Source organism: Streptomyces triticirhizae (genome assembly GCF_003696235.1).
GTDB classification, from domain to species: domain Bacteria; phylum Actinomycetota; class Actinomycetes; order Streptomycetales; family Streptomycetaceae; genus Streptomyces; species Streptomyces triticirhizae.
In genome coordinates this window covers 1-21,288 of sequence record NZ_RFFJ01000113.1, presented here as the reverse complement: position 1 = coordinate 21,288, position 21,288 = coordinate 1, and the positions used below count along the sequence as shown (strand labels likewise).

General features: G+C 72.6%; 16 protein-coding genes and 1 pseudogene. 5 read left to right on the top strand and 12 right to left on the bottom strand.

Translation table 11 applies throughout. The features are described from left to right. The coding region (locus EBN88_RS19075) for a pyridoxal-phosphate dependent enzyme (RefSeq protein ID WP_122185118.1) at positions 1 to 711 on the top strand (711 nt) is incomplete at its 5' end. A gap of 648 nt (positions 712 to 1,359) precedes the next feature. Here EBN88_RS19075 and EBN88_RS19065 read toward each other — a convergent pair. The 3 genes from EBN88_RS19065 to EBN88_RS19055 all read right to left on the bottom strand — a co-directional run bounded on the left by EBN88_RS19065 (position 1,360) and on the right by EBN88_RS19055 (position 3,431). Beyond that, entirely contained in the window at positions 1,360 to 1,884 is a 525-nt protein-coding gene (locus EBN88_RS19065) for a helix-turn-helix domain-containing protein (RefSeq protein WP_122185116.1), read from the bottom strand. Beyond that, positions 1,881 to 2,255, bottom strand: coding sequence for a hypothetical protein (locus tag EBN88_RS19060; RefSeq protein ID WP_122185115.1), 375 nt, complete (start codon positions 2,253 to 2,255; stop codon positions 1,881 to 1,883). Before EBN88_RS19060 ends, EBN88_RS19065 begins: the two co-directional genes overlap by 4 nt. 150 nt (positions 2,256 to 2,405) lie before the next feature. Then, on the bottom strand, positions 2,406 to 3,431 hold the full coding sequence (locus EBN88_RS19055) for an ATP-dependent 6-phosphofructokinase (RefSeq protein WP_122185114.1): 1,026 nt from the start codon (positions 3,429 to 3,431) through the stop codon (positions 2,406 to 2,408). Between the two features lie 238 nt (positions 3,432 to 3,669). Here EBN88_RS19055 and pta point away from each other — a divergent pair, with 238 nt between their 5' ends. The 3 genes from pta (at position 3,670) to pyk (ending at position 8,505) form a co-directional block, all read left to right on the top strand. Then, positions 3,670 to 5,814 carry a phosphate acetyltransferase gene (gene pta / locus EBN88_RS19050; RefSeq protein ID WP_122185113.1) on the top strand — a complete coding sequence of 715 codons (2,145 nt, stop codon included), beginning with the start codon at positions 3,670 to 3,672 and terminating at the stop codon, positions 5,812 to 5,814. Beyond that, positions 5,811 to 7,013 (top strand): acetate kinase, encoded by a 1,203-nt coding sequence (locus tag EBN88_RS19045; RefSeq protein ID WP_122185112.1) that lies wholly within the window; start codon positions 5,811 to 5,813, stop codon positions 7,011 to 7,013. The genes pta and EBN88_RS19045 overlap by 4 nt, the downstream gene beginning before the upstream one ends. A gap of 61 nt (positions 7,014 to 7,074) precedes the next feature. Continuing rightward, positions 7,075 to 8,505, top strand: a complete 1,431-nt coding sequence (gene pyk / locus EBN88_RS19040) for a pyruvate kinase (protein WP_122185111.1) — start codon at positions 7,075 to 7,077, stop codon at positions 8,503 to 8,505. Between the two features lie 90 nt (positions 8,506 to 8,595). On the opposite strand, the gene EBN88_RS30640 is transcribed toward pyk, so the two are convergent. The 7 genes and pseudogenes from EBN88_RS30640 to EBN88_RS19000 form a co-directional block, all read right to left on the bottom strand. Beyond that, positions 8,596 to 9,999, bottom strand: coding sequence for a hypothetical protein (locus EBN88_RS30640; protein WP_158621439.1), 1,404 nt, complete (start codon positions 9,997 to 9,999; stop codon positions 8,596 to 8,598). Beyond that, complete coding sequence (locus tag EBN88_RS19025; protein WP_233580787.1) at positions 9,989 to 10,537, bottom strand: DUF6114 domain-containing protein; 549 nt, start codon at positions 10,535 to 10,537, stop codon at positions 9,989 to 9,991. Before EBN88_RS19025 ends, EBN88_RS30640 begins: the two co-directional genes overlap by 11 nt. A 107-nt stretch (positions 10,538 to 10,644) precedes the next feature. Next, entirely contained in the window at positions 10,645 to 11,259 is a 615-nt protein-coding gene (locus EBN88_RS19020; protein WP_122185109.1) for a DUF6230 family protein, read from the bottom strand. Positions 11,260 to 11,725: 466 nt separating this feature from the next. Further along, a complete protein-coding gene (locus tag EBN88_RS19015) occupies positions 11,726 to 12,691 on the bottom strand; it encodes a tetratricopeptide repeat protein (protein ID WP_122185108.1) in 966 nt (321 codons plus the stop codon). Between the two features lie 427 nt (positions 12,692 to 13,118). Then, complete coding sequence (locus EBN88_RS19010) at positions 13,119 to 14,828, bottom strand: acyl-CoA mutase large subunit family protein (RefSeq protein WP_122185107.1); 1,710 nt, start codon at positions 14,826 to 14,828, stop codon at positions 13,119 to 13,121. An 80-nt stretch (positions 14,829 to 14,908) separates the two neighbouring features. Next, entirely contained in the window at positions 14,909 to 15,265 is a 357-nt protein-coding gene (locus EBN88_RS19005) for a DUF3817 domain-containing protein (protein WP_122185106.1), read from the bottom strand. A 94-nt stretch (positions 15,266 to 15,359) separates the two neighbouring features. Beyond that, positions 15,360 to 15,860 (bottom strand): annotated as a pseudogene (locus tag EBN88_RS19000) (MarR family winged helix-turn-helix transcriptional regulator); the annotation flags it as partial. Positions 15,861 to 16,026: 166 nt separating this feature from the next. Here EBN88_RS19000 and EBN88_RS18995 point away from each other — a divergent pair. Continuing rightward, entirely contained in the window at positions 16,027 to 17,091 is a 1,065-nt protein-coding gene (locus tag EBN88_RS18995; protein WP_122185105.1) for a glycoside hydrolase family 6 protein, read from the top strand. 24 nt (positions 17,092 to 17,115) lie between these two features. Here EBN88_RS18995 and glxA read toward each other — a convergent pair whose 3' ends face one another. After that, a complete protein-coding gene (gene glxA / locus EBN88_RS18990) occupies positions 17,116 to 19,092 on the bottom strand; it encodes a radical copper oxidase GlxA (protein WP_122185104.1) in 1,977 nt (658 codons plus the stop codon). Then, a complete protein-coding gene (locus tag EBN88_RS18985) occupies positions 19,089 to 20,906 on the bottom strand; it encodes a glycosyltransferase family 2 protein (RefSeq protein WP_122185103.1) in 1,818 nt (605 codons plus the stop codon). The genes glxA and EBN88_RS18985 overlap by 4 nt, the downstream gene beginning before the upstream one ends. Between the last annotated feature and the right edge of the window lie 382 nt (positions 20,907 to 21,288).

The window sequence follows — 21,288 nt, the reverse complement described above, 5'->3', positions numbered from 1 at the left end:
ATCGCCTCCGGCGGCAACGCGGGCCTGGCCGCCGCGTGGGCGGCGGCGCGCGAGGGCGTGCCGGCGACGGTGTTCACGCCGACCACCGCGCCGCCGGTCAAGGTGGCGCGGCTGCGGGCGCTGGGCGCCGAGGTGCGGCAGGTCGGCGCGGAGTACGCGGAGGCGGAGCGGGCGTGCGCCGCGTTTGTCGCGGAGCGGGGCGCGTTGGCCTCGCACGCCTACGACCAGCCGCTGGTGGCGGCCGGCGCCGGGACGCTGGTGGACGAGATCGTCGCCGCCCGGCCCTCGGTGACCACGGTGGTGGTCGCGGTGGGCGGCGGCGGGCTGCTGGCGGGCGTCGCGGCGGCGGCCGCCGAGCACGGCCTGGACGTGGTGGCCGTGGAGCCCGAGCACTGCCGGGCGTTGCACGCGGCGCTGGCCGCCGGGCGGGTGGTGGACGTGCCCGTGGCCTCGGTCGCGGCCGACTCCCTGGGCGCCCGCCGGGTCTCGGCCGACGCGCTGTGGTGGGCCCAACAGCCGCATGTGCGCTCGGTGTTGGTGCCCGACGAGGAGATCGTCGCGACCCGGCGCCGGCTGTGGCACGACCACAGGATCGCCGTGGAACACGCGGCGGCCACCGCCCTGGCCGGAGCGCCGAAGCCGCCGCCGGACGGCGAGGTCTGCGTGGTGCTCTGCGGCGCGAACACGGACCCCTCGGACCTGGCGGGCTGACCGCCGGAGCGGCGGGGGCAGGGCCTCAGGCGCCTGATCCGGCGGCCGCCCACCGTCTCGTCGCGCTCCCAGAGACCGGGCTGTGGGCGGCCCTCGTGGTCCGGCCGCAGGGAGAAGCCCGCGGCGCGCATGGCCTCCTCCGACAGAGGTTCCGCGCCGAGCCGTTGGGGATCGATGCTGATGTCCCCGTCGGAGGTGTACGCGGCGCTTCTGAGCGCGGCGCCCCCCGTCGTGCGCAGGTAGACGGCCTGGGCGCCGACGACGGTCAGCGCCTCGCGGTGCTCCCGGAGGGCGGTGAGCGCGTCGAGCAGCACGCGGCGCGCGGCCTCGTTCAGTTCGTCGGCGTCGACGCCCGGCGGTGTACGCGACATGGGTCCCCTCCCGCTGTGCCCCCGATGCCTACCTTCTAGAGCAGGATGGACTCCTCCGAGCGGGAAAGATCACTTTCGCGCCATGCGCTCTCGTCCCTGGCCATGAACCCCAGCACTGTCTCCCCCTCCGCCGGCATCCGCCCCGGCCCGGCGAGGCAGTCCAACACCAGTTGGCTCGGGCCGACGTAACGTAGGCCGTCCTGTTCCCAGGGGCGCTGCCACACGCCACGGTCGGGGGCGTTCAGCAGCAGGACGTCCGCCCCCTCGGAGGCCGGGATCAGCCCGGGTTCGTCCGCCAGGTCGTCGCGGGACTCGGGGGCCCCGCGACATAGAGCGTGAGTCGCCCGCCGACCGCGACCGGGGCCAGGGCCCTGGCCGCGTAGGACCCGGTGATCAGGACGTCCCGTTCGCCGCCTCCGGTGGTCCCGGCCAGCTCGTCGAGCACGGCTCGCACTCCGTTGGGCGCGATCACGCCCATGGGGCGGGTGGCACGGAGCAGGTCCGTCTGATCGGCCCGTGCCCTCAGCAGCTTCGGCCAGTCCACGGAGACGACGACCTTGCCGTCCCGCCTGATCAACAGCTGGTCCTCCAGCGCGTCGAGCAGCCGGGAGACACACGGGTGACTCAGCCCGGTGGCCTTGGCCAGGCCGGTGGCCCGGTAGGGAGGGGTCACGTCGGCCAGCAGCCGCACCAGCCTGCCCGCCCTGGGGCCCTTCAACAGCGGTCCTCTGGCGGGGACTCGATGTTCGGCCGGCGCCCGGTCGGCTCCCTCGGTGTGGATCACGATGGCGGGGCTGCTCACGCGGAGCGAGACGTTGCCGGCAGGTCCAGATAGTCGATGCCGCCGGCCCGGAGGGCCTCCCGGGTCGGGGGGCTGATCCAGGGCGAGATCACCAGGAGCCCGGTGAGCTGGTTCACCCGCCGGACGAGCGAGGCCATCGGCCGCAGGACATCCGCCGCGACCCGAGGGGTGGCCCGCCGACGCACGTCGACCACCAGTCGTGCCGAGGAGCCGTCGGGCGAGGTGACGTGGAACAGGGCGTCCGCGTGCCGGTCGGCGCCGTCGGACTCGTCGTGCCGCAGGGACACCTGCCACCCGGGGCCGAGAAGCCGCGCCAGGGAGGAACGCCCCTGCTCCAGCAGGTCGGCCTCCGCGCGCACGCTGGTGTCCATGCCCCCGATGATGGCACGGCACACGGCCGCCCTCGGCAAACTTGCCGAAAACCGGGATGTGCCAAGGAGTGGCAACTCCCGGTTTTTGGCACGTTCTCGGTGTCACACCCGTGCGATGCCATCGGCCCGCCGCACGGACTCCGCCTCGGGTCAGAAGACGGCCTCGGTCTCGTCCATCCGGTTCTGCGGGACGCGCTTCAGCTCGGCGGTCGCGTCGGCCAGCGGGGTCATCACGATGTCCGTGCCGCGCAGCGCCGTCATCATGCCGAACTCGCCCCGGTGCGCGGCCTCCACCGCGTGCCAGCCGAAGCGGGTGGCCAGCACCCGGTCGTACGCGGTGGGCGTGCCGCCGCGCTGGATGTGGCCCAGGATCACGGGCCGGGCCTCCTTGCCGAGCCGCTGCTCCAGCTCGGCGGCGAGCCGGGTCCCGATGCCGGTGAACCGCTCGTGCCCGTAGGGGTCGATCTCGCCGCGCTCATAGGGCATCGAGCCCTCGGCCGGCCGGGCGCCCTCGGCGACGCAGATCACGGCGAACTTCTTGCCGCGCTCGAAGCGGGACTCGATCATCTTGCACATCGCGTCGACCTCGAAGGGCCGCTCCGGGACGCAGATGCCGTGGGCGCCGCCGGCCATCCCGGCCTCCAGCGCGATCCACCCGGCGTGCCGCCCCATGACCTCGACGACCATCACGCGCTGGTGGGACTCGGCGGTGGTCTTCAGCCGGTCGATCGCCTCGGTGGCCACGCCGACGGCGGTGTCGAACCCGAACGTACGGTCGGTGGCGGAGATGTCGTTGTCGATGGTCTTGGGAACCCCCACCACGGGGATGCCGGCGTCGGCCAGCATCTTGGCCGCTGTCAGGGTGCCCTCGCCGCCGATCGGGATCAGGGCGTCCAGGCTGAGCTTGTGCCGGAACTGCTCGGCGTTGTCACACGCCTCCCGCAGCCGGGCGCGCTCCAGCCGGCTGGAGCCCAGGATGGTGCCGCCCCTGGCCAGGATGCCGCTGACCTCGTTGATGTCGAGCGTGCGGTAGCGACCTTCGAGCAGGCCCTTGAACCCGTCCTCGAATCCGATCACCTGGTCCTGGCGATCCACCACGGCACGGTGCACAACCGACCGGATCACCGCGTTGAGACCAGGGCAGTCGCCGCCCGCAGTGAGAACTCCGATGCGCATTTTGGACCGCTCTTTCCTCGCTTGACGCTGGTTGGGTGGTGAGGGTGACCGGCCTCGCCTTCGGGGCCGTCGGGATTGTTTCACGAGAGGCTGGCCACCGACCAACGCCGGCCGAACCCCGGACCAACGCTCGACGAGCACCGCCCGAGGGCGCGGCGTGACACCGCCCGAGGGCCCGGCGCGCGCGTCCGTTCCTGACCGGGTTACGGTCAAAGCGACAAGGAGCGGGAGGGGACCTGTGCCAGGCAGCGTGTATGTGACCGGCATCGGCCGGGGTGACGGCCGGCAGCTAGTGGAGCTGGGCGTCATGGAGCTGTTGACGCGGACCGTCGACCGGGTCGGGCTCTTCCGGCCGCTCGCCCACGAGGGCCGCGCCGACCAGGTGGTGGAGCTGCTCCGCGCCCGCTACCGGCTGGGCCAGCCCGCCGACGAGATCGTCGGCATGGGCTACCAGCGGGCGTCCGCGCTGCTGGCCGAGCGCGGGATGGACGAGCTGGTCACCGAGCTGGTGCGCGGCTACCACCGGGTGGCCGACGCCTACGAGGTGGTCCTGGTGCTGGGCACCGACTACGCGGACACCCAGCTGCCGGCCGAGCTGACGCTCAACGCGCGGCTGGCCAACGAGTTCGGCGCCCCCCTGCTGCCCGTCGTCGCCGGCGTCGAGCAGGACGGCGAGGCGACGGCGGCCGAGGTGCGCAACGCGCACAACGCGTTCGCCGCGCTCGGCTGTGACGTGCTGGCGATGATCGCCAACCGGGTGCCGGCCGCCGAGGTCCCCGCCACGGTGGAGGCGCTGGCCGGCCACCTGCCGGTGCCGTTCTCCGTGCTGCCCGAGGACCCGACGCTGGCCGCGCCCACGGTGGCGCAGGTCACCAGGGCGCTGGGCGCCGAGGTGGTGCTGGGCGACCACGCGGGCCTGGCCAGGGACGTGCGGGACTACGTCTTCGGCGGGGCGACGCTGCCGACGTTCCTCGCCGCGCTGACCGAGGGCTGCCTGGTGATCACCCCGGGCGACCGGGCCGACCTGCTGGTGGGCGCGCTGGCGGCGCACTCGGCCGGCTCGCCGCCGATCGCCGGCGTGCTGCTGACGCTGGGCGACCGGCCGGACGAGGCGACGCTGCGGCTGGCCGCTCGGCTCTCGCCGGGGACGCCGGTGCTGTCGGTCGCGGCCGGCTCGTTCGCGACCGCGACGGAGCTGTCCGGCCTCGAGGGCCAGCTGACGGCGGCGACCCCGCGCAAGGCTGAGCTGGCGCTCGGCCTCTTCGAGACCCATGTGGACACGGCGGGGCTGGCCGAGCGGCTGTCGGTGGCGCGCGGGGACCGGGTGACGCCGATGATGTTCGAGCACGGCCTGATCGAGCGGGCGCGCACCGACCGCCGCCATGTGGTGCTGCCCGAGGGCACCGAGGAACGGGTGCTGCGCGCCGCCGAGGTGCTGCTGCGGCGCGGGGTGTGCGATCTGACGCTGCTGGGCGAGGAGGCGGGCGTGCGCCGCCGGGCGGCCGAACTGGGCCTGGATCTCGCCCTGTTGGGCGCCGACGAGGCGTCCGATGGCGCGGGCCCGGTGGCGCGGGTGGTCGACCCGGTGACCTCGCCGCTGCGGGAGCGGTTCGCCGAGATCTACGCGCGGCTGCGGGCGCACCGGGGCGTCAGCGAGGAGCTGGCGTTCGACGTGGTCTCGGACGTCTCGTACTTCGGGACGCTGATGGTGCGCGAGGGCCTGGCCGACGGGATGGTCTCGGGCGCGGCGCACTCCACGGCGGCCACGATCAGGCCGGCGTTCGAGGTGATCCGCACCAAGCCGGACGCGGCGATCGTCTCCTCGGTCTTCTTCATGTGCCTGGCCGACCGGGTGCTGGTCTACGGGGACTGCGCGGTCAACCCGGACCCGAACGCGGCCCAGCTGGCGGACATCGCGATCCAGTCGGCGCACACGGCGGCCGAGTTCGGGGTGACGCCCCGGGTGGCGATGCTCTCCTACTCGACGGGCACCTCGGGCTCGGGCCCCGACGTGGACAAGGTGCGGGAGGCCACCGAGCTGGTCCGCGCCGCCCGCCCCGACCTGCTGGTGGAGGGGCCGATCCAGTACGACGCGGCGGTCGAGCCGTCCGTGGCGGCGACCAAGCTGCCCGACTCGGAGGTCGCCGGCCAGGCCACGGTGCTGGTCTTCCCCGACCTGAACACGGGCAACGCCACCTACAAGGCGGTGCAGCGCTCCGCCGGCGCGGTCGCGGTGGGCCCGGTGCTCCAGGGGCTGCGCAAGCCGGTCAACGACCTCTCCCGGGGCGCGCTGGTGCAGGACATCGTCAACACGGTGGCGATCACCGCCGTCCAGGCCCAGGAGGCCGCCGCCAGGACCCGAAAGGACGCCTCGGCAACGTGAACGCCACCCAGGTGCTGGTGCTCAACTCCGGTTCCTCCTCGCTCAAGTACCAGCTGTTGGACATGCCCGAGGGGCGTCGGCTGGCCACCGGCCTGGTGGAGCGGATCGGCGAGGAGGGCCCCGGCCGGCTGGTCCACACCCCGGCCGAGGGCGAGCGGAGGGAACGCGAGCTGCCGCTGCCCGACCACGCGGCGGCGCTGCGCGCGGCCGGCGATGAGCTGGCCGCCGACGGGCTCGGCCTGGACTCCCCCGGGCTGGCGGCGGTCGGCCACCGGGTGGTGCACGGCGGGCGGACGTTCACCGAGCCGACCGTGGTGGACGAGCGGGTACTGGCGGAGATCGAGCGGCTGGTGCCGTTGGCCCCGCTGCACAATCCGGCCAACCTGGCCGGCATCCGCACCGCCCTCGCCATCAACCCGGACGTGCCGCAGGTGGCGGTCTTCGACACCGCGTTCCACACCACCATCCCGGACCACGCGGCCTGTTACGCGATCGACGCGGAGGTCGCGGCCGAGCACCGCGTCCGCCGCTACGGCTTCCACGGCACCTCGCACGCCTTCGTCTCCCGCCGCACCGCCGAGCTGCTGGGCCGGCGGCCCGAGGAGGTGAACGTGATCACCCTTCACCTGGGCAACGGCGCCTCGGCGGCGGCGGTGGCCGGCGGGCGGTGCGTGGACACCTCGATGGGGCTGACGCCGCTTCAGGGTCTGGTGATGGGCACCCGCTCGGGGGACATCGATCCGGCGGTGGTCTTCCACCTGTCCCGGGTCGCCGGGATGTCGGTGGCCGAGATCGACGAGCTGCTCAACTCCCATTCCGGGCTGCGGGGGTTGTGCGGCGACAACGACATGCGGGAGGTGGTGCGGCGGATGGACGCCGGGGACGAGCGGGCGCGGCTGGCGTTCGACGTGTACATCCACCGGCTGCGGTCGTATCTGGGCGCCTACTTCGCGGTGTTGGGCCGGGTGGACGCGGTGGCGTTCACGGCCGGCGTCGGGGAGAACGCGACGCGGGTGCGAACGGCGGCGGTCGCCGGCCTTGACGCGCTGGGGCTCGCCGTCGACGAACGGCTGAACACCGCCGCCGATCGCGGCCCCCGCCTGATCTCGCCGGAGTACGCTCGGGTTGCCGTCGCCGTGGTGCCCACGGACGAGGAACTGGAGATCGCCACCCAGGCATTCGCCCTGGTCAACGCCTGACCTCCGCTAATCTGAGCCCGCAAATTATTCCACCATGGAACAAAACGATAGGATCGCTTCCATGCGCCGCTCCAAAATCGTCTGCACTCTGGGCCCCGCCGTCGACTCCTTCGAGAATCTGAAGGCCCTCATCGACGCCGGTATGAACGTGGCCCGCTTCAACTTCAGCCACGGCAGCCACGAGGAGCACGAGGAGCGGTACCACCGACTCCGCAAGGCCAGCGAGGAGACGGGCCGCCCGATCGGGGTGCTGGCCGACCTCCAGGGCCCCAAGATCCGCCTGGAGACCTTCGCGGACGGACCCGTCGAGCTGCGGCGCGGCGACGAGTTCACGATCACCACCGAGGACGTCCCCGGCGACCGCTCGATCTGCGGCACCACCTACAAGGGCCTGCCCGGCGACGTGGCCAAGGGCGAGACGATCCTGATCAACGACGGCAACGTCTCCCTCCAGGTGCTGGAGGTGGACGGCCCGAGGGTGCGCACCATCGTGATCGAGGGCGGCGTGATCTCCGACCACAAGGGCATCAACCTGCCCGGCGTCGCGGTCAACGTGCCGGCCCTCTCCGGCAAGGACGTCGAGGACCTGGAGTTCGCGCTCCGCCTCGGCGCCGACATGGTGGCGCTGTCCTTCGTGCGCAACGCGGACGACGTGCGGGACGTGCACCGGGTGATGGACCGGGTGGGCCGCCGGGTCCCGGTGATCGCCAAGGTCGAGAAGCCGCAGGCCGTGGAGAACATGGCGGAGGTCGTCGCCGCCTTCGACGGGGTGATGGTGGCCCGGGGCGACCTGGCCGTGGAGTACCCGCTGGAGCAGGTGCCCATGGTCCAGAAGCGGCTGATCGAGCTGTGTCGCCGCAACGCCAAGCCGGTGATCGTGGCGACCCAGATGATGGAGTCGATGATCACCAACTCCCGCCCGACGCGCGCCGAGGCGTCCGACGTGGCCAACGCGATCCTGGACGGCGCGGACGCGGTGATGCTCTCGGCGGAGTCCTCGGTCGGGCGCTATCCGATCGAGACCGTCAAGACCATGTCGAAGATCGTGGTGGCCGCCGAGGACGAGCTGCTCTCGCGCGGCCTGGCGCCGCTGGTCGCCGGCAAGAAGCCGCGCACCCAGGGCGGTTCGGTGGCCAGGGCGGCGGCCGAGATGGCGGACTTCCTGGACGCGCGGGCGCTGATCGCGTTCACCAAGTCGGGCGACACCGCCCGCCGCCTGTCCCGCTATCGGGCGGTGCAGCCGATCCTCGCCTTCACCACCGAGGCATCGACCCGCAACCAGCTGACGCTCAGCTGGGGCGTGGAGACCTTCGTCGTTCCGCTGGTCAACCACACCGACGAGATGGTCGAGCTGTGCGACGCGGAGCTGTCCCGGCTCAACCGCTACGAGACCGGCGACACCATGATCATCACGGCCGGCTCGCCCCCCGGCGTGCCCGGCACCACCAACATGGTCCGCGTCCACCACCTGGGTGGCCACGGCGGCGCCTGAGACCCACGACGCGGCACATCCCCGTCGGCCCGTGGTGCGGGCCGACGGGGATGTGCCGTGTGGGGACGGGGAGTCGCGGTTCTCGGGGGCTCAGGGAACGGTGGGGCCGTCGGCGGTGGTGTAGGAGTGCATCCCCCGCATGGAGAGGGTGCCGCCGAACTGCCCGGCCTGGGTGACGAAGACGTCGGTGAAGTGGGCGATCGGCAGGTCGAGCGGCGGCTGGTGCTCGGCGTCGAAGACCACCGGTATCACCCCGAAGAGGTTGCCCTCCAGGCGCTCGGTGTACATGGTCACCGTGCCGTTCCGGAACGTCGAGTTGGAGCCGGGCGCGGTCGCCACGTGGTAGCGGACGCCGCCGGGCGCGTCGACGATCTGGTGCAGGTCGCCGATGTCCAGCTTGTCGGCGGTGAACTTGAGCACCTGTTTGACGTTGCCGCTGGCCGTCGTCACGTTGACCACGCCGTGGTAGCTCAGGCCGCGCAGGGTCAGATAGGTGGCGTCCAGGTACCAGGAGTCGTCGGGCAGGGTGAACGCGGTCTGCTCGTCCTCGCCCGGGACGCGCAGCTCCTCGGGGCAGGGGAACGGCTCGCCGGCGCCGGGGATCGCGTCCGCGTCGATCTCCTGGCCGTCCTCGGTCGCGCCGGCCTCCTCGTTCTCCTCCTCGCGGCGCTGCCGCTCCGCCTCGGCCGCCTCCTCGGCCTCGCGCTCCGCCGCCTCCGCCTCCTCCCGGGCGGCGGCCTCGCGTTCGGCCTCCGCCTCCGCCTGCCGCTGCCGCTCGGCCTCCTCGGCCGCCGCCTGCTCCTCCGCGCGGCGCTGCCGTTCCGCCTCCTCCTCGGCCCGGGCGGCGGCCTCGCGTTCGGCCTCCGCCTCGGCCTCGGCCTGCCGCTCCCGCTCGGCCTCCTCCTCGGCCTCGCGCCGCGCCTGCTCGTACTCGGCGCGCTCGCCCGGGGTCAGCAGGTCCCAGACGCCCTCGCCCAGTTCGGCGAGGCCCTCGCCCAGGCCCAACGGGTCCCAGGGGTTGGGCCGTTGGGGCTCCTCGTCGGCCGGCGGCTCGGCGGGCTCGGCGGGCTCCTCCGGCGCGGGGTCTTCCTCGGGCGGCGCTACCGGCGCCTCGTCGGCGGGCGGCTCGGCCGGTTCCTCGGCGACGGGCGGCTCCTCACTCGCCTCGTCCGCCGGCGTCTCCGCCGGCTCGGACCCCTCGTCCTCCGAGGGCTCCTCGGCCTCGCCGGTCTCCTCGGTCTCCTCGATCTCCTCGGCCGGCGGCTCGTCCGGCATCTCCACGCACGCCTCCCCGGCGAACGGGTTCTCCGGCTGGGGGTCGGCCTTGGCCAGCGGCGAGGTGAACCCCATGCCCAGCAGCGCGGCCGAGGGCATCGCGGCGAGGGCTATCGCCTTGCCGACCGGCATGTGCAGCCGGCGCAGCAGGGACCGCCGCGAGGCGGCGAGCCGGGCCGCCGCCTCGCCCTCGGCGGCGGATATGTCTTCAGTCGGCACGTGGGTTTCCCTTCCCCGGTTCATCCCCGTGGGCCGGCGCCGGGCCGTCGAAGGAGGCCAGCGCGCTGCCCGTGCCGGGCGTCAGGACCGGAGGCTCCCGGTCAGCGGTGTCCGCCTCGTCCGTCGTCGAGGCCACGGGCTCGCCCGGCATCCAGGCGATGCTCATGCCGCCGCCCACCATGCCGAAGACGAAACCCACCAGAAATCCGCCGAAGTTGGACACGACCAGCGAGACCAGCGACAGCAGGATGGCGGCCACGCCGGCGAATATGCGCACCTGCGGCTGGAACCAGATCGTCAGCCCCAACACCACCAGCAGGATGCCGATCACCAGCGAACCCGCGCCAGCCGTGGTGGCCATCCGAATGGTCAGCTGCCCCAACGTCAGGTTGGCGTAAGGGAGATAGGCGATGGGCAGCCCGGCGACGATGGTGAACAACCCGGCCCAGAACGGCCGTCCCCACCGGAAGCGGCGGAAGGCCAGCCGCCCCCGGGTGACGAGCGACTCGGTGGGTGCGACATCGATGTTGGTGCTCACGGCACGTACTCCCCTTGGCGCGGTTCAGTGACGGGACGCACGATACGGCGGTGCCCCTCCGGGGCAGAGACAGGCCCTCCGCCCTGCCCCAGGAGCGGTTCAGACCGTCAGAAGCACTCGTTCGCGCCCCGGTGCAGGGACAGGCTCAGATCGCTGAGCTTGAAGGTGCCGGCCGAGGTCGCCCAGGCGGTCTGGCGCACGTCGTTCAGCACCGCGCGGTCGGACTGCTGCGCGAACGACCCGGGCAGGACCCCGGCCTCGGGCGTGGGACCCTTGGTCGTCTGGTCGGCCGCGACGCCGATGTCGATGTTGGTGAAGGTGGCGTCCGCGTTCAACTGCTCCAGGTCGATGAAGAGGTTGTCCGCCTCGACCGGGTTGTCCGGGTCGGAACCGGCGCCGATCTTCACGGTGACGTCGCCGAAGAACGGGACGGGCAACACCACCGACTGGCACAGGTTGTTGATGGTGGCGTGGTCGAACGCGGAGACCGCGACCGGCCGTTCCTCCCCGCCGGCCGGGGTGACCATGGCCCCGTACTGAACGAAGCCCTCACCGTCCAACCGGTCGACGCTGACCTTGAACTGCTGCCCCGACACGGCGAACGAGGCGGCGAGTGCCCCCTGGGAGAGGGCGACGCCTATCGCAGCGGTAGCGGCCACGCTCGGCACCATGACCAGACCGAAACGCCGCCATCTGGTGCCGCCGCGAGCCTGTGACTCCATGACTTCCTCCTTCTCGGACGAACATCTCCCTCGGACCCGGCGGTCGATGCGTGTACCGCCCGGGAACTCCGGAGGGGAGAGGTGCGTTGTCCCCGGCAGCAGCGCTCCGGTGACAGCCACTGGCCGCCGGGAGACGGCCTTCGGTTGCGCGGCACGACACCCGCCGCGGGGGCGGTGGGTCACACACCACGGCCGACGCGTGGCCGAGTCGGCCCCGCCGATCGTGGTCTATCTCACGGCAGGACACAAGAGGTTCGTTACTTGCCAGTAATGGAGATATGGCAGACCGGGGAGGATCGCGACCGTTCATCCACGGAGGGTGTCGGGCCAGAAAGCACCCATAGGTGCCTCAACACCCCCCAATTACCCCCGCCCTTCCGGGAGTCCACACCCTATGTGACGGCGGTCACATTTACCAAGTTTTGGTAAAACGCGGCCGCCGTCGGTCGGATGAGTCGGGTTCAGCTCAGAAGAGCACCCGGGCCAGCGCGGAGCGCGCGGCGACCACCCGGGGGTCGTCGGGCCCCACCACGTCGAAGAGTTCCAACAGGCGCACCCGGGCGGCGTCCCGGTCGTCGCCCGCCGTGCGCCGCACGGTGGAGATCAACCGGCTGAAGGCGTCCTCGACATGGCCGCCCACCAGGTCCAGGTCGGCGACGGCCAGTTGGGCCGCGACGTCCTCGGGCCGCTCGGCCGCGTCCTTCCGCGCCTGCTCGGCCGAGGTCCCCTGGACCCGCGCCAGCAGCTTCGCCTGGCCGAGCCCGAGGGCGGCCTCGGTGTTGCCCGGCTCGGAGGCGAGGATGTTCTCGTACGCCTGGATCGCGCCGTTCAGGTCGCCCGCGTCCAGCGCCGCGTGCGCGTGCGCCAACGCCGGGTCCGCCGGCGGCTCCACGGGCGCCGCCGCCCTGGCCGCCGCTGCCGCCTCCGGGTCGACGGGCTGGCCCACGATGCCGAAACGCTCCTCGGCGGCCTGGATCAACTGGTCCAACACCTGCCGCACCTGGGGCTCGGGGGCCACGCCCTGGAAGAGCGGCAGGGCCTGCCCCGCGATCACCGCGAAGATCGCCGGGATGCCCTGCACCCCGAACTGCTGGAAGAGCCGCTGGTTGGCGTCGACATCGATCTTGGCGAGGACGAACCTCCCCGCGTACTCCTCGGTGAGCCGCTCCAGCACCGGGCTGAGCTGCTTACACGGCCCACACCACTCGGCCCAGAAGTCGATGACGACCGGAACCTCGGCGCTGCGCTGAACCACCTCCTGCTCGAAGGTCGCCTCGTCGACGTCGATCACCAGGGAGACGGCCGCCGCCTGCGCCTCCGGCTGGGCCGCCCGCTGAGCGCGGGCCTGCTCGGCCTTCTGCTTGGCCTCGGCCGCGGCCTTGACCGCGGAGAGATCGACGGCTCCGCTCATGGACATGTTGCGTGGCTGCATGGCACCAGTCTCCCCCCTCCGGCGAGCGTTCGGGAACGAGGCCCTGGCCGGGCGGCCTTCGGGGAGGGCCCGGCGGCCAGGCGGCACCGCGTGTCGCGGGACCCGCTGTGCCGCGAAGCGGCGGCGTGGCCCGGGCCGAACGGACGGATTCCGGACGCCGGTCGGCCCGACGTACCCAACGCCCCGCCGCGACACCGCCCGTCGCCGAGCCTCCACACGCACCCGACCGGGGCGCTCCCGCGCGGCGGCAGCACCCGACGCCCGCGCGGGGACGCCGCACCAACTCACCGCACCGCAAGCTCCGTCCGGGCACGGTTCCGTGCGACGGCACCCGCGCCGCCCGCCCGGCCGGGCCCAACTCGCCGCGCGCAGCGCGGCTCAGCGGCGCTGCGGCTCCCCGAAACCCGTCCGGCAGGGCAGGGCCTCGTCAGAAGCCCGCCGGTTCCGTGTAGCCGCCCCACACCTCGCGCAGCGCGTCGCAGATCTCGCCCAGTGTCGCCTCGGCGCGCACCGCCGCGAGCATCGGCGCGATGGTGTCGCCCTCGCCCCGCGCCACCCGCACCAGCTCGGCCAGCGCCGAGCGCACCCCCGCGTCGTCGCGGGTCGCGCGCCGCGCGGCGAGGACGCGGACCTGCTCGCGTTCCACCTCGTGGCTGACCCGCAGGATCTCCAGCTCGTCGGTCACGGACGGGGTGTGGCAGTTGACGCCGACCACCCGCTTGTCGCCCTTCTCCAGCGCCTGTTGGTACTGGAACGCGGACTCCGCGATCTGCCCGGTGAACCAGCCGTCCTCGATCCCGCTGAGCAGCCCGGAGGTGATCGGCCCGATCGGGTGGTCGGCCGCGCCCGAGGTGGCCAGCGCGCGCCGGCCGCGTTCGGCGATCTCCTCGAAGATCCGTTCCGCGTCGGCCTCGATCCGGTCGGTCAGCCGCTCCACGTACCAGGAGCCGCCCAGCGGGTCGGCGACGGAGGTGATCCCGGTCTCCTCCATCAGCACCTGCTGGGTGCGCAGCGCGATCTCGGCGGCCCGTTCGCTGGGAAGCGCGAGGGTCTCGTCGAGGGCGTTGGTGTGCAGGGAGTTGGTGCCGCCCAGCACGGCCGAGAGCGCCTCGACGGCGGTGCGGACCACGTTGTTGTACGGCTGCTGGGCGGTCAGCGAGACGCCGGCGGTCTGGGTGTGGAAGCGGAGCCACTGGGCGCGTTCGTTGGTGGCGCCGTAGACGTCCCGCATCCAGCGGGCCCAGATCCGGCGCGCGGCGCGGAACTTGGCGATCTCCTCGAAGAAGTCGATGTGCGCGTCGAAGAAGAACGACAGGCCGCGCGCCACCTCGTCCACCGAGAGCCCCCGGCTGAGGCCCAGCTCCACGTAGGCGAAGCCGTCGGCGAGGGTGTACGCCAGCTCCTGCGCGGCCGTCGCCCCGGCCTCCCTGATGTGGTAGCCGGAGACGGAAAGCGGCTTGTAGGCGGGGATGCGGGCGGCGGTGAACTCCATCAGGTCGCCGATCAGCCGCAGATGCGGCTCGGGCGGGAAGAGCCACTCCTTCTGCGCGATGTACTCCTTGAAGATGTCGGTCTGGAGCGTGCCGTTGAGCGTCTCGATCGCGACGCCCTGCCGTTCGGCCGCGACCAGGTACATGCAGAAGACGGGCACGGCCGGGCCCGAGATGGTCATCGAGGTGGTGACCTCGCCCAGCGGGATGTCCCGGAAGAGGATCTCCATGTCGGCGGCCGAGTCGATGGCGACGCCGCAGTGGCCGACCTCGCCCAGGGCCTTGGGATCGTCGGAGTCGCGGCCCATCAGCGTCGGCATGTCGAAGGCGACGGAGAGCCCGCCGCCACCGTTGCGGAGGATGGTGCGGTAGCGCTCGTTGGTCTGCTCGGCGTTGCCGAAGCCGGCGAACTGGCGGATGGTCCATGTCCTGCCCCGGTACCCGGTGGGGTGCAGCCCCCGGGTGAACGGGAACTCCCCGGGCCAGCCGATCCGTTCGAAGCCGGCGTAGCTGTCCCCGGGCGCGGGGCCGTAGACGGGCTCGACGGGGTCTCCGGAGAGCGTGGTGAAGTCGGCGTCCCTGGTGTGGGCCGCGTCGTACCGGGCCTGCCAGCGTCGGCGGCCCGCTTCGATGGCGTCAGCGTCCATACCGCCAATTTACTTGGACGTCCAACTATCTGTCCAAGGACGCGCCCCGACCGGTCACCGCCGGCCGGGGGTGGCGCCGCTCAGGCGCGGGCCGTCTCCTCGGCCCCGGCCCCGACGCCCTCGTCGTCGTCGCGCTCCACCAGCGGCTCCACCTCGGCGGTGACGCGGGGCTCGACGAAGAACGCGGCGAACGGGATGGAGCCGGCGACCAGCACCCACAGCAGCCTGCCGAACGGCCAGCGGGCCTTCTGCCCCAGGTCGAAGGCGAAGACCAGATAGATGATGTAGAGCAGGCCGTGCACCTGGGACACCACGAGGGTCAGGCCCTCGCCGGTGTCGAAGCCGTACTTGAAGACCATGCAGGTGCCGAGGACCAGCAGCATCACCGCAGTGACATAGGCCATGACCCGGTACCGGGTGAGCACACTCCGCTTCATGCGGGCGAGCCTATCGGGTCATTCCGGTCGTTCCGCGCGCGGGGCGTCCCCGGGGTCGGCGCTGGCCCTCGCCCCCCGGGACCTCGCCCGGGACCTCGAAGTCGCGGGCCGCCACGCGCAGCGGGCGCAGCATGGCGAAGATCTCCCGGCACTCCTCGTCGTCGTAGGCGCCCAGGCCGAAGTCGGCGGCCATCAGGTCCCGGGTCGCCGCGTCGCAGACCTCGCGCCCGCGCTCGGTGATGGAGGCCAGCGTGCCCCGGCCGTCGTTGGGGTTGGGCCGCTTGGTGACCAGGCCCGAACGCACCAACCGGTCCACGGTGTTGGTGACGGAGGTGGGATGGACCATCAGCCGTTCACCGATCTTGGACATCGGCAGCTCGCCGGCCCGGCTGAAGGTGAGCAGCACCAGCGCCTCGTAGCGGGCGAACGTCAGGCCGTGCGGCTTGACCACGGCGTCGACCTCGGCGAGCAGGATCTGGTGGGCCCGCATGATCGAGGTGATCGCGGCCATGGACGGGACGGAGCCCCATCGCTGCTTCCACAGGTCGTCGGCGCGCGCGATGGGGTCGAACGGGAGGCTGAGCGGCTTGGACACGGGAGCGACCCTACCCGGCACGCCGGGGCGGTGTGCGGCCGTTGTGGTGAATCGCCCCAGGTCGGTGACCCGGGGCGAGCGGGCGGCCACAACCGGCGGCACCATTGGGCGCCTTCCGTGATCGCGCGACCACGGATTGTCAGACCCTCGTGGCACCATGACGCACATGTCCAGCCCCACCACCGCACCGCGCCGCCGGCCCGGCCGGCCCCTCCCGTTGGCCCTGAATCGCCTCTTCCCGATCCTCTCCCTGCTCCTCGCCCTGCTCGCCCTGGGCTGCTCCTCCGGCAGCGCCGATCCCTCAGGACCGGGGAGCGAGGGCGAGTCGAGCGCCCCGCTCGCCGAGGACTCGTCGGAGTTCTGGGTCGATCCCGACTCCCCCGCCGCCCAACAGGTGCGCCAGTGGGAGGAGTCGGGGCGGGCCGAGGACGCCGACGTCCTGCGCCGGATCGCCGACCGGCCGCTGTCCCACTGGCCGCCGGGCGAGGAGGACCCGGGGCCGCAGGTGCGGCGGATCACCGAGGCCGCCACCGCCGAGGGCCGCACCGCACTGCTCGTCGCCTACAACATCCCGCACCGCGACTGCGGCCAGTACTCCGAGGGCGGCGCGGCCAGCGACGGCGCCTACCGGGAGTGGATCGACTCCTTCGCCTCCGCCATCGGCGACGCGGAGGCCGTCGTCGTCCTGGAGCCGGACGCCGTTCCGCACACCCTCGACGGCTGCACCGCGCCCATGTATGTCGAGGACCGGTACGCGCTGCTCTCCGACGCGGTGGACCGGCTCAGGGAGCAGCCGGGCACCCGGGTCTATCTCGACGCGGGGAACCCGGACTGGGTCACCGACGTCGGCCGGCTGGCGGAGGCGCTGCGCGGCTCCGGCGTGGAGCGCGCGGACGGCTTCGCGCTCAACGTCTCCAACTTCCAGACCACGGACGCCAGCACGGCCTACGGCCGGGAGCTGTCCGGGCTGCTGGACGGGGCGCACTTCGTCATCGACACCAGCCGCAACGGCAACGGCCCCTGGGAGGAGGGCGGCGACGAGCGCTGGTGCAACCCACCGGGCCGCGCCCTGGGCACGCCGCCCACGACCGACACGGGGGACGAGCTGGTCGACGCCTATCTGTGGGTGAAGCGGCCGGGCGAGTCCGACGGCGAGTGCCGGGGCGGACCCGAGCCCGGCCGCTGGTGGCCGGAGTACGCGCTGGCCCTGGCCGAGCGCGCCCGGGAGTGAGCGGCGGTGGGGGGCTCGGCGGGCTCAGGGCCCGACCTTGATCCACTTCGCCTCGGACGGGGTGCCCTCCTCGTCGGTGACGAAGACCATGTACCAGCCGGGCGGCGCCAGGGAGGGGTCCTCGGGCAGGGTCAACCGCACCTCGCCGTCGGCGCGTTCCAGCTCCAGCTGGAGGGAGCGCTGCTCCACGTCCGTGGTGTGGGTGACGGCGCTGGGCCGCATCAGCCGGGCGGTGGCGATCCGGTCGGCGTCCCCGGTCCCGAAGGTGACGGTCTCGCCGAGCGTGGCGCTCTTCGGCCCGTCGTCCAGCACCGGCCGGGTCTCCTCGCGGCCGTCGAAGAGGTAGGGCGGGGTGTAGACCTCGATGCGCTTCTCGAACTCGCCGGCCCTGGTGTTGTCCTTGTCGCCGTAGAGCGGGTCCGAGCCGAAGGTCGCCACCCGCCCGTCGGGCAGCAGCAGCGCCTCGGAGTGGTAGTTGCGGCCCACGGTGGGGTCGGCCGCCGGCACGAAGGCGTCCTTCGCCGGGTCGTAGAACTGCGCCCGCAGCACGTCGCTGTGGCCGCGCCCCCGGTAGTCGGTGGAGCCGCCGGAGGTGAAGACGGTGTCGTCGGGCATCAGCACGCTGCTGAGGTAGCGGGTGCCCTGCGGCAGGCTCGGGCCCTCGCGGTAGGTGGGGTCCTCCTCGGTGAGGTCGATGATGGCGGTCCGCTCGGTGGACTTGGCGGACTCGCCGACGCCGCCCCCGCCGAGCACCATGAACCGCTGGTCCTGGGCCGGCGGCAGCAACAGCGAGGCGGAGGTCTCCAGTTGGTCCGGGTCGGAGAGGCCGCCGACCTCCTCGAAGGAGTTGTCCTCCAGGTCCCAGATGCCCGGGACCCGGCCCTCGTCGGCGGGTCCGTAGCCGGCGTTGGAGCCGGTGTAGAAGATCTTGCCGCCCTCGGTGAGGAAGAGCGCCGGGTAGGTCGGGAAGTAGCGGTCGGGCGCCTCGGACCAGGTCTTGGTCTTCGGGTCGTAGATCTCGTTGATCCCGGGCACCACCTCCCCCACCTCGTCGAGCCCGGAGACGGTCAGCACCCGCCCGTCGGGGAGGGTGGTCAGCGTCGGGTACCAGCGGGCCTCGGCCATCGGGTCGACGGGCACATAGCGCTCGGCCACCGGGTCGAACTCGTAGGCCACGTCGATGCCCTGGAAGTCCTGGTCGTCCAGGGTGAGTTCGGCGGCCAGGCCGTAGAGGTTACGGGCGTCCTCGCCCTCAAGGCCCAGGATCTCGTACTGGCCGGGCTCCTCCACGACGCCCTGTTCGCCCTCCTCCACGGCGCTGACGAAGACCCGCTCCTCGCCCGCCGTGATGGTGATCTCCTCCTCGCCGTCCTCCCCGTCCCCGCTCTCCCGCTCCTGCTTGTCCGCGGCGGGGACGGTGATCGCGTTGGTCGTCTCGTAGAGCTGCCCGTTGGGGCCGCGCAGCCGGGTGCCCTCGGGGAACTCGCGGCTCTGGTCGGGGTCCTCGTTCTTGATCAGCATCGGGCCGCCGGCGTGGGTGACCGCGTCGCCGAGCACCTCGTAGCGCAGGGTGCCGCCGGCCACCAGCAGCTTGCCGTCCGGGAGTTGGGCGTGCCCGGCGCAGAACAGGTCGTCGGGGGTCGGCACCTTCTCGAAGGTGTTGTCCTTCGGGTCCCACAGGACGCTGTCGAAGGTCCCGGCGTCGAACTGGTCCTCGTTGTTGCCGGAGCCGGCGATCAGCAGCACCTTGCCGGTGTGCAGCAGCGCCGCGTGGATGGCGTTGGTGCGGTACTCCTCGGGCACGTCCACCACGTCCCAGGAGCCGTACCTCGCCTGGTAGGCGGGGCGGGATATCCGGTACTCGTGGAGCTGCTGCTGGGCGAAGCTCACGGCGGCCGGGGCGTTCAGGCCGACCAGCAGCAGGGTGACCCCGCTGCCGAGGGCCAGCTTCCGCAGCCGGCGGCCGGGGCGGTAGGGGTGACGGCGTCGTGCACGGCTCATGCGTCGGCTCCCACGGGGCGTCGGGGCGGTCGTTCACCGCCGGGGTCGGTCGGGCTCTCGGGGGCGGGCTCCGGCTCGGCCGGCAGACGGACGGTGCCCAGGCGGGCCCAGGGCCCGGTGGCCCGGTGCCGTCCCGAGGTGCGGCGCAGCGGCTCGCGGCTGGTCCACGCCCAGATGGCCGGCGGCGCCAGGGCGACCGCCAGCGCGATCAACGCCCAGGTGCGCATGGCCACATGGGTGTGGCCCAGCGCCACGGAGACCAGCAGCGCGGCGGTCAGCGCCCCGGCCCAGCCCAGGTGCCAGCGGAACGTCGCCGGCCGGTCGGGGCTGGCCTCGCCGCCCTTGGGCGTGACCACGAAGGTGGAGGTGCGGCGCAGCGCCGCGTCCAGCAGCGAACGGGCGTAGACCGGCGCGGAGAGCGCCGACATCAGCATCCCCGCCGTGCCGGATGAGCCCTCGGGCTCGTGCGGCGAGACGTTGTGCCGCCGGTTCCAGACGTAGAGGCCGATCTGGAGCGCCGCCACGTCGCTGTAGAGCATCAGCCACACCGAGGACGACACCTGGGTGCCGGAGGCGCCCAGCGTCAGGTAGAGCACGCAGCCCAGCACGCCCAGCGTCCAGGTGATCGCCGCCATCGGGTAGAAGGCCAGCATCAGCGAGTAGTTGAGCAGGCTGCCCGGCCGGTGCCGGCCCGGGCCGCGCCCGTACTGACGCAGCAGCGTCTCGTAGGTGCCGCGTGACCAGCGCAGCTGCTGGCTGAAGAAGTCGGTCCAGGAGGACGGCCCCTCGCCCACCGCCAGCACGTCGGGGGTGTAGACGGAACGCCAGCGGTTGCCGGTGTCCGGGTTGACGGTGCGGTGCAGCTCGAAGCCGGTGGCCATGTCCTCGGTGACCGAGTCGCACAGCCCGCCGATCGAGCGCAGCGCGGCGATCCGCACCGCGTTGTTGGTGCCGACGAACATCGGCGAGCGGTAGCGGTTTCCCGCGCGCTGGATCAGCGCGTGGAAGAGGAACTGCTGGCTCTCGGCGGCCTTGGTGACCGGCCCGTCGTAGTTGCCGTAGACCTGCGGGCCGACGACGAAGGCCACGTCGGGGTCGCGGAAGTACCCCAGCATCCGCTCCAGGAAGCCGGGCAGCGGAACGTGGTCGGTGTCGACCGAGGCGAAGTAGTCGTAGTCCTCGCCGTGCGCGTCGAGCCAGGCGTTGTAGTTGCCGTGCTTGGTTCGCGAACGGTGCGGCCCGCTGGGCTGGTTCCAGTGCGGAACGCCGCGCCGGGTGAAGTGGTGGACGCCCAGCTCGGCGCAGAGTTCCCGCGCCTCGGGGGCGTCGCCCTCGTCCAGCAGCCACACGTCCATCGGGCCGCTGTGCCGCAGCCGGACGGCGCCCTCCAGCGTCGCCCGCACCATGGCGAGCGGCTCCTTGCCCGGCACGAAGGTGGTCAGGAACGCGACCCGGGTGCCGGCCTCGGGCAGTACCGGGACCGGGTCCCTGGCCACCATCGTGGCGTGCGCGACGGAGACGACGTTGGCCAGCCGGAACAGCTCGATCAGCGCGATGCAGCCCAGCATCACCGCGTCGGCGACGAGCAGCCAGAGCGGGGCGTAGCCGCGCTCCGTCCAGTGGCTGGGCCACACCAGCCACAGCAGCAGCACCAACGACAGCGTCGGCGCCAGCGTCATCAGCAGGGTGGCGCGTATTCGGTGGGGCTCCTGCCCGAGCAGACTCCGGTACCGCACCCGGTACCCGGGCCCAGGCTCGGTGAGCGGGCCGGCGAGGCGACTGTAGGCCTCGTAGTCATACCGCTCAGACCGCACGGAACCCTCCTTCTCGGGGCAGGTGCCACCTTCCGACACATCAACGACACGTCAGAAAGTGAGCCCTGTCGAATGGGAGCGGTCCGAGCGAGCGACCCGGCGACAACGGGCGACCCGCGAACGCGAGCGACCCGGCGACCGTCGTGCGGTCGCCGGGTCGGCGTATCGGCGGGCCGGTCCGGGCGAGAGTCCCGGCGGAGGGCGCCGGCGGGAGAGTCCCGGCGGGAGGGCGCCGGCGGGAGGGCGCCGGCGGGAGGGATGCTCTTACGGATGTCAAGCAGCGGCTCTTAGCGGTTGATCAGGAGTCGTTGCGCGGGTGTTTTGCCTGGTGAGGGCGTGGAAGACGTCGCGGGCGACGTAGCGTTTGAGGCAGCGCATGATC

What these genes read in the sequence shown, in the direction of transcription:
- EBN88_RS19060 (WP_122185115.1), bottom strand. Translation starts at nt 2,255, where the DNA reads ATGGACACCAGCGTGCGCGCGGAGGCCGACCTGCTGGAGCAGGGGCGT.
- EBN88_RS19055 (WP_122185114.1), bottom strand. Translation starts at nt 3,431, where the DNA reads ATGCGCATCGGAGTTCTCACTGCGGGCGGCGACTGCCCTGGTCTCAAC.
- pyk (WP_122185111.1), top strand. Translation starts at nt 7,075, where the DNA reads ATGCGCCGCTCCAAAATCGTCTGCACTCTGGGCCCCGCCGTCGACTCC.
- EBN88_RS19020 (WP_122185109.1), bottom strand. Translation starts at nt 11,259, where the DNA reads ATGGAGTCACAGGCTCGCGGCGGCACCAGATGGCGGCGTTTCGGTCTG.
- EBN88_RS19015 (WP_122185108.1), bottom strand. Translation starts at nt 12,691, where the DNA reads ATGCAGCCACGCAACATGTCCATGAGCGGAGCCGTCGATCTCTCCGCG.
- EBN88_RS19010 (WP_122185107.1), bottom strand. Translation starts at nt 14,828, where the DNA reads ATGGACGCTGACGCCATCGAAGCGGGCCGCCGACGCTGGCAGGCCCGG.
- EBN88_RS19005 (WP_122185106.1), bottom strand. Translation starts at nt 15,265, where the DNA reads ATGAAGCGGAGTGTGCTCACCCGGTACCGGGTCATGGCCTATGTCACT.
- EBN88_RS18995 (WP_122185105.1), top strand. Translation starts at nt 16,027, where the DNA reads ATGTCCAGCCCCACCACCGCACCGCGCCGCCGGCCCGGCCGGCCCCTC.
- glxA (WP_122185104.1), bottom strand. Translation starts at nt 19,092, where the DNA reads ATGAGCCGTGCACGACGCCGTCACCCCTACCGCCCCGGCCGCCGGCTG.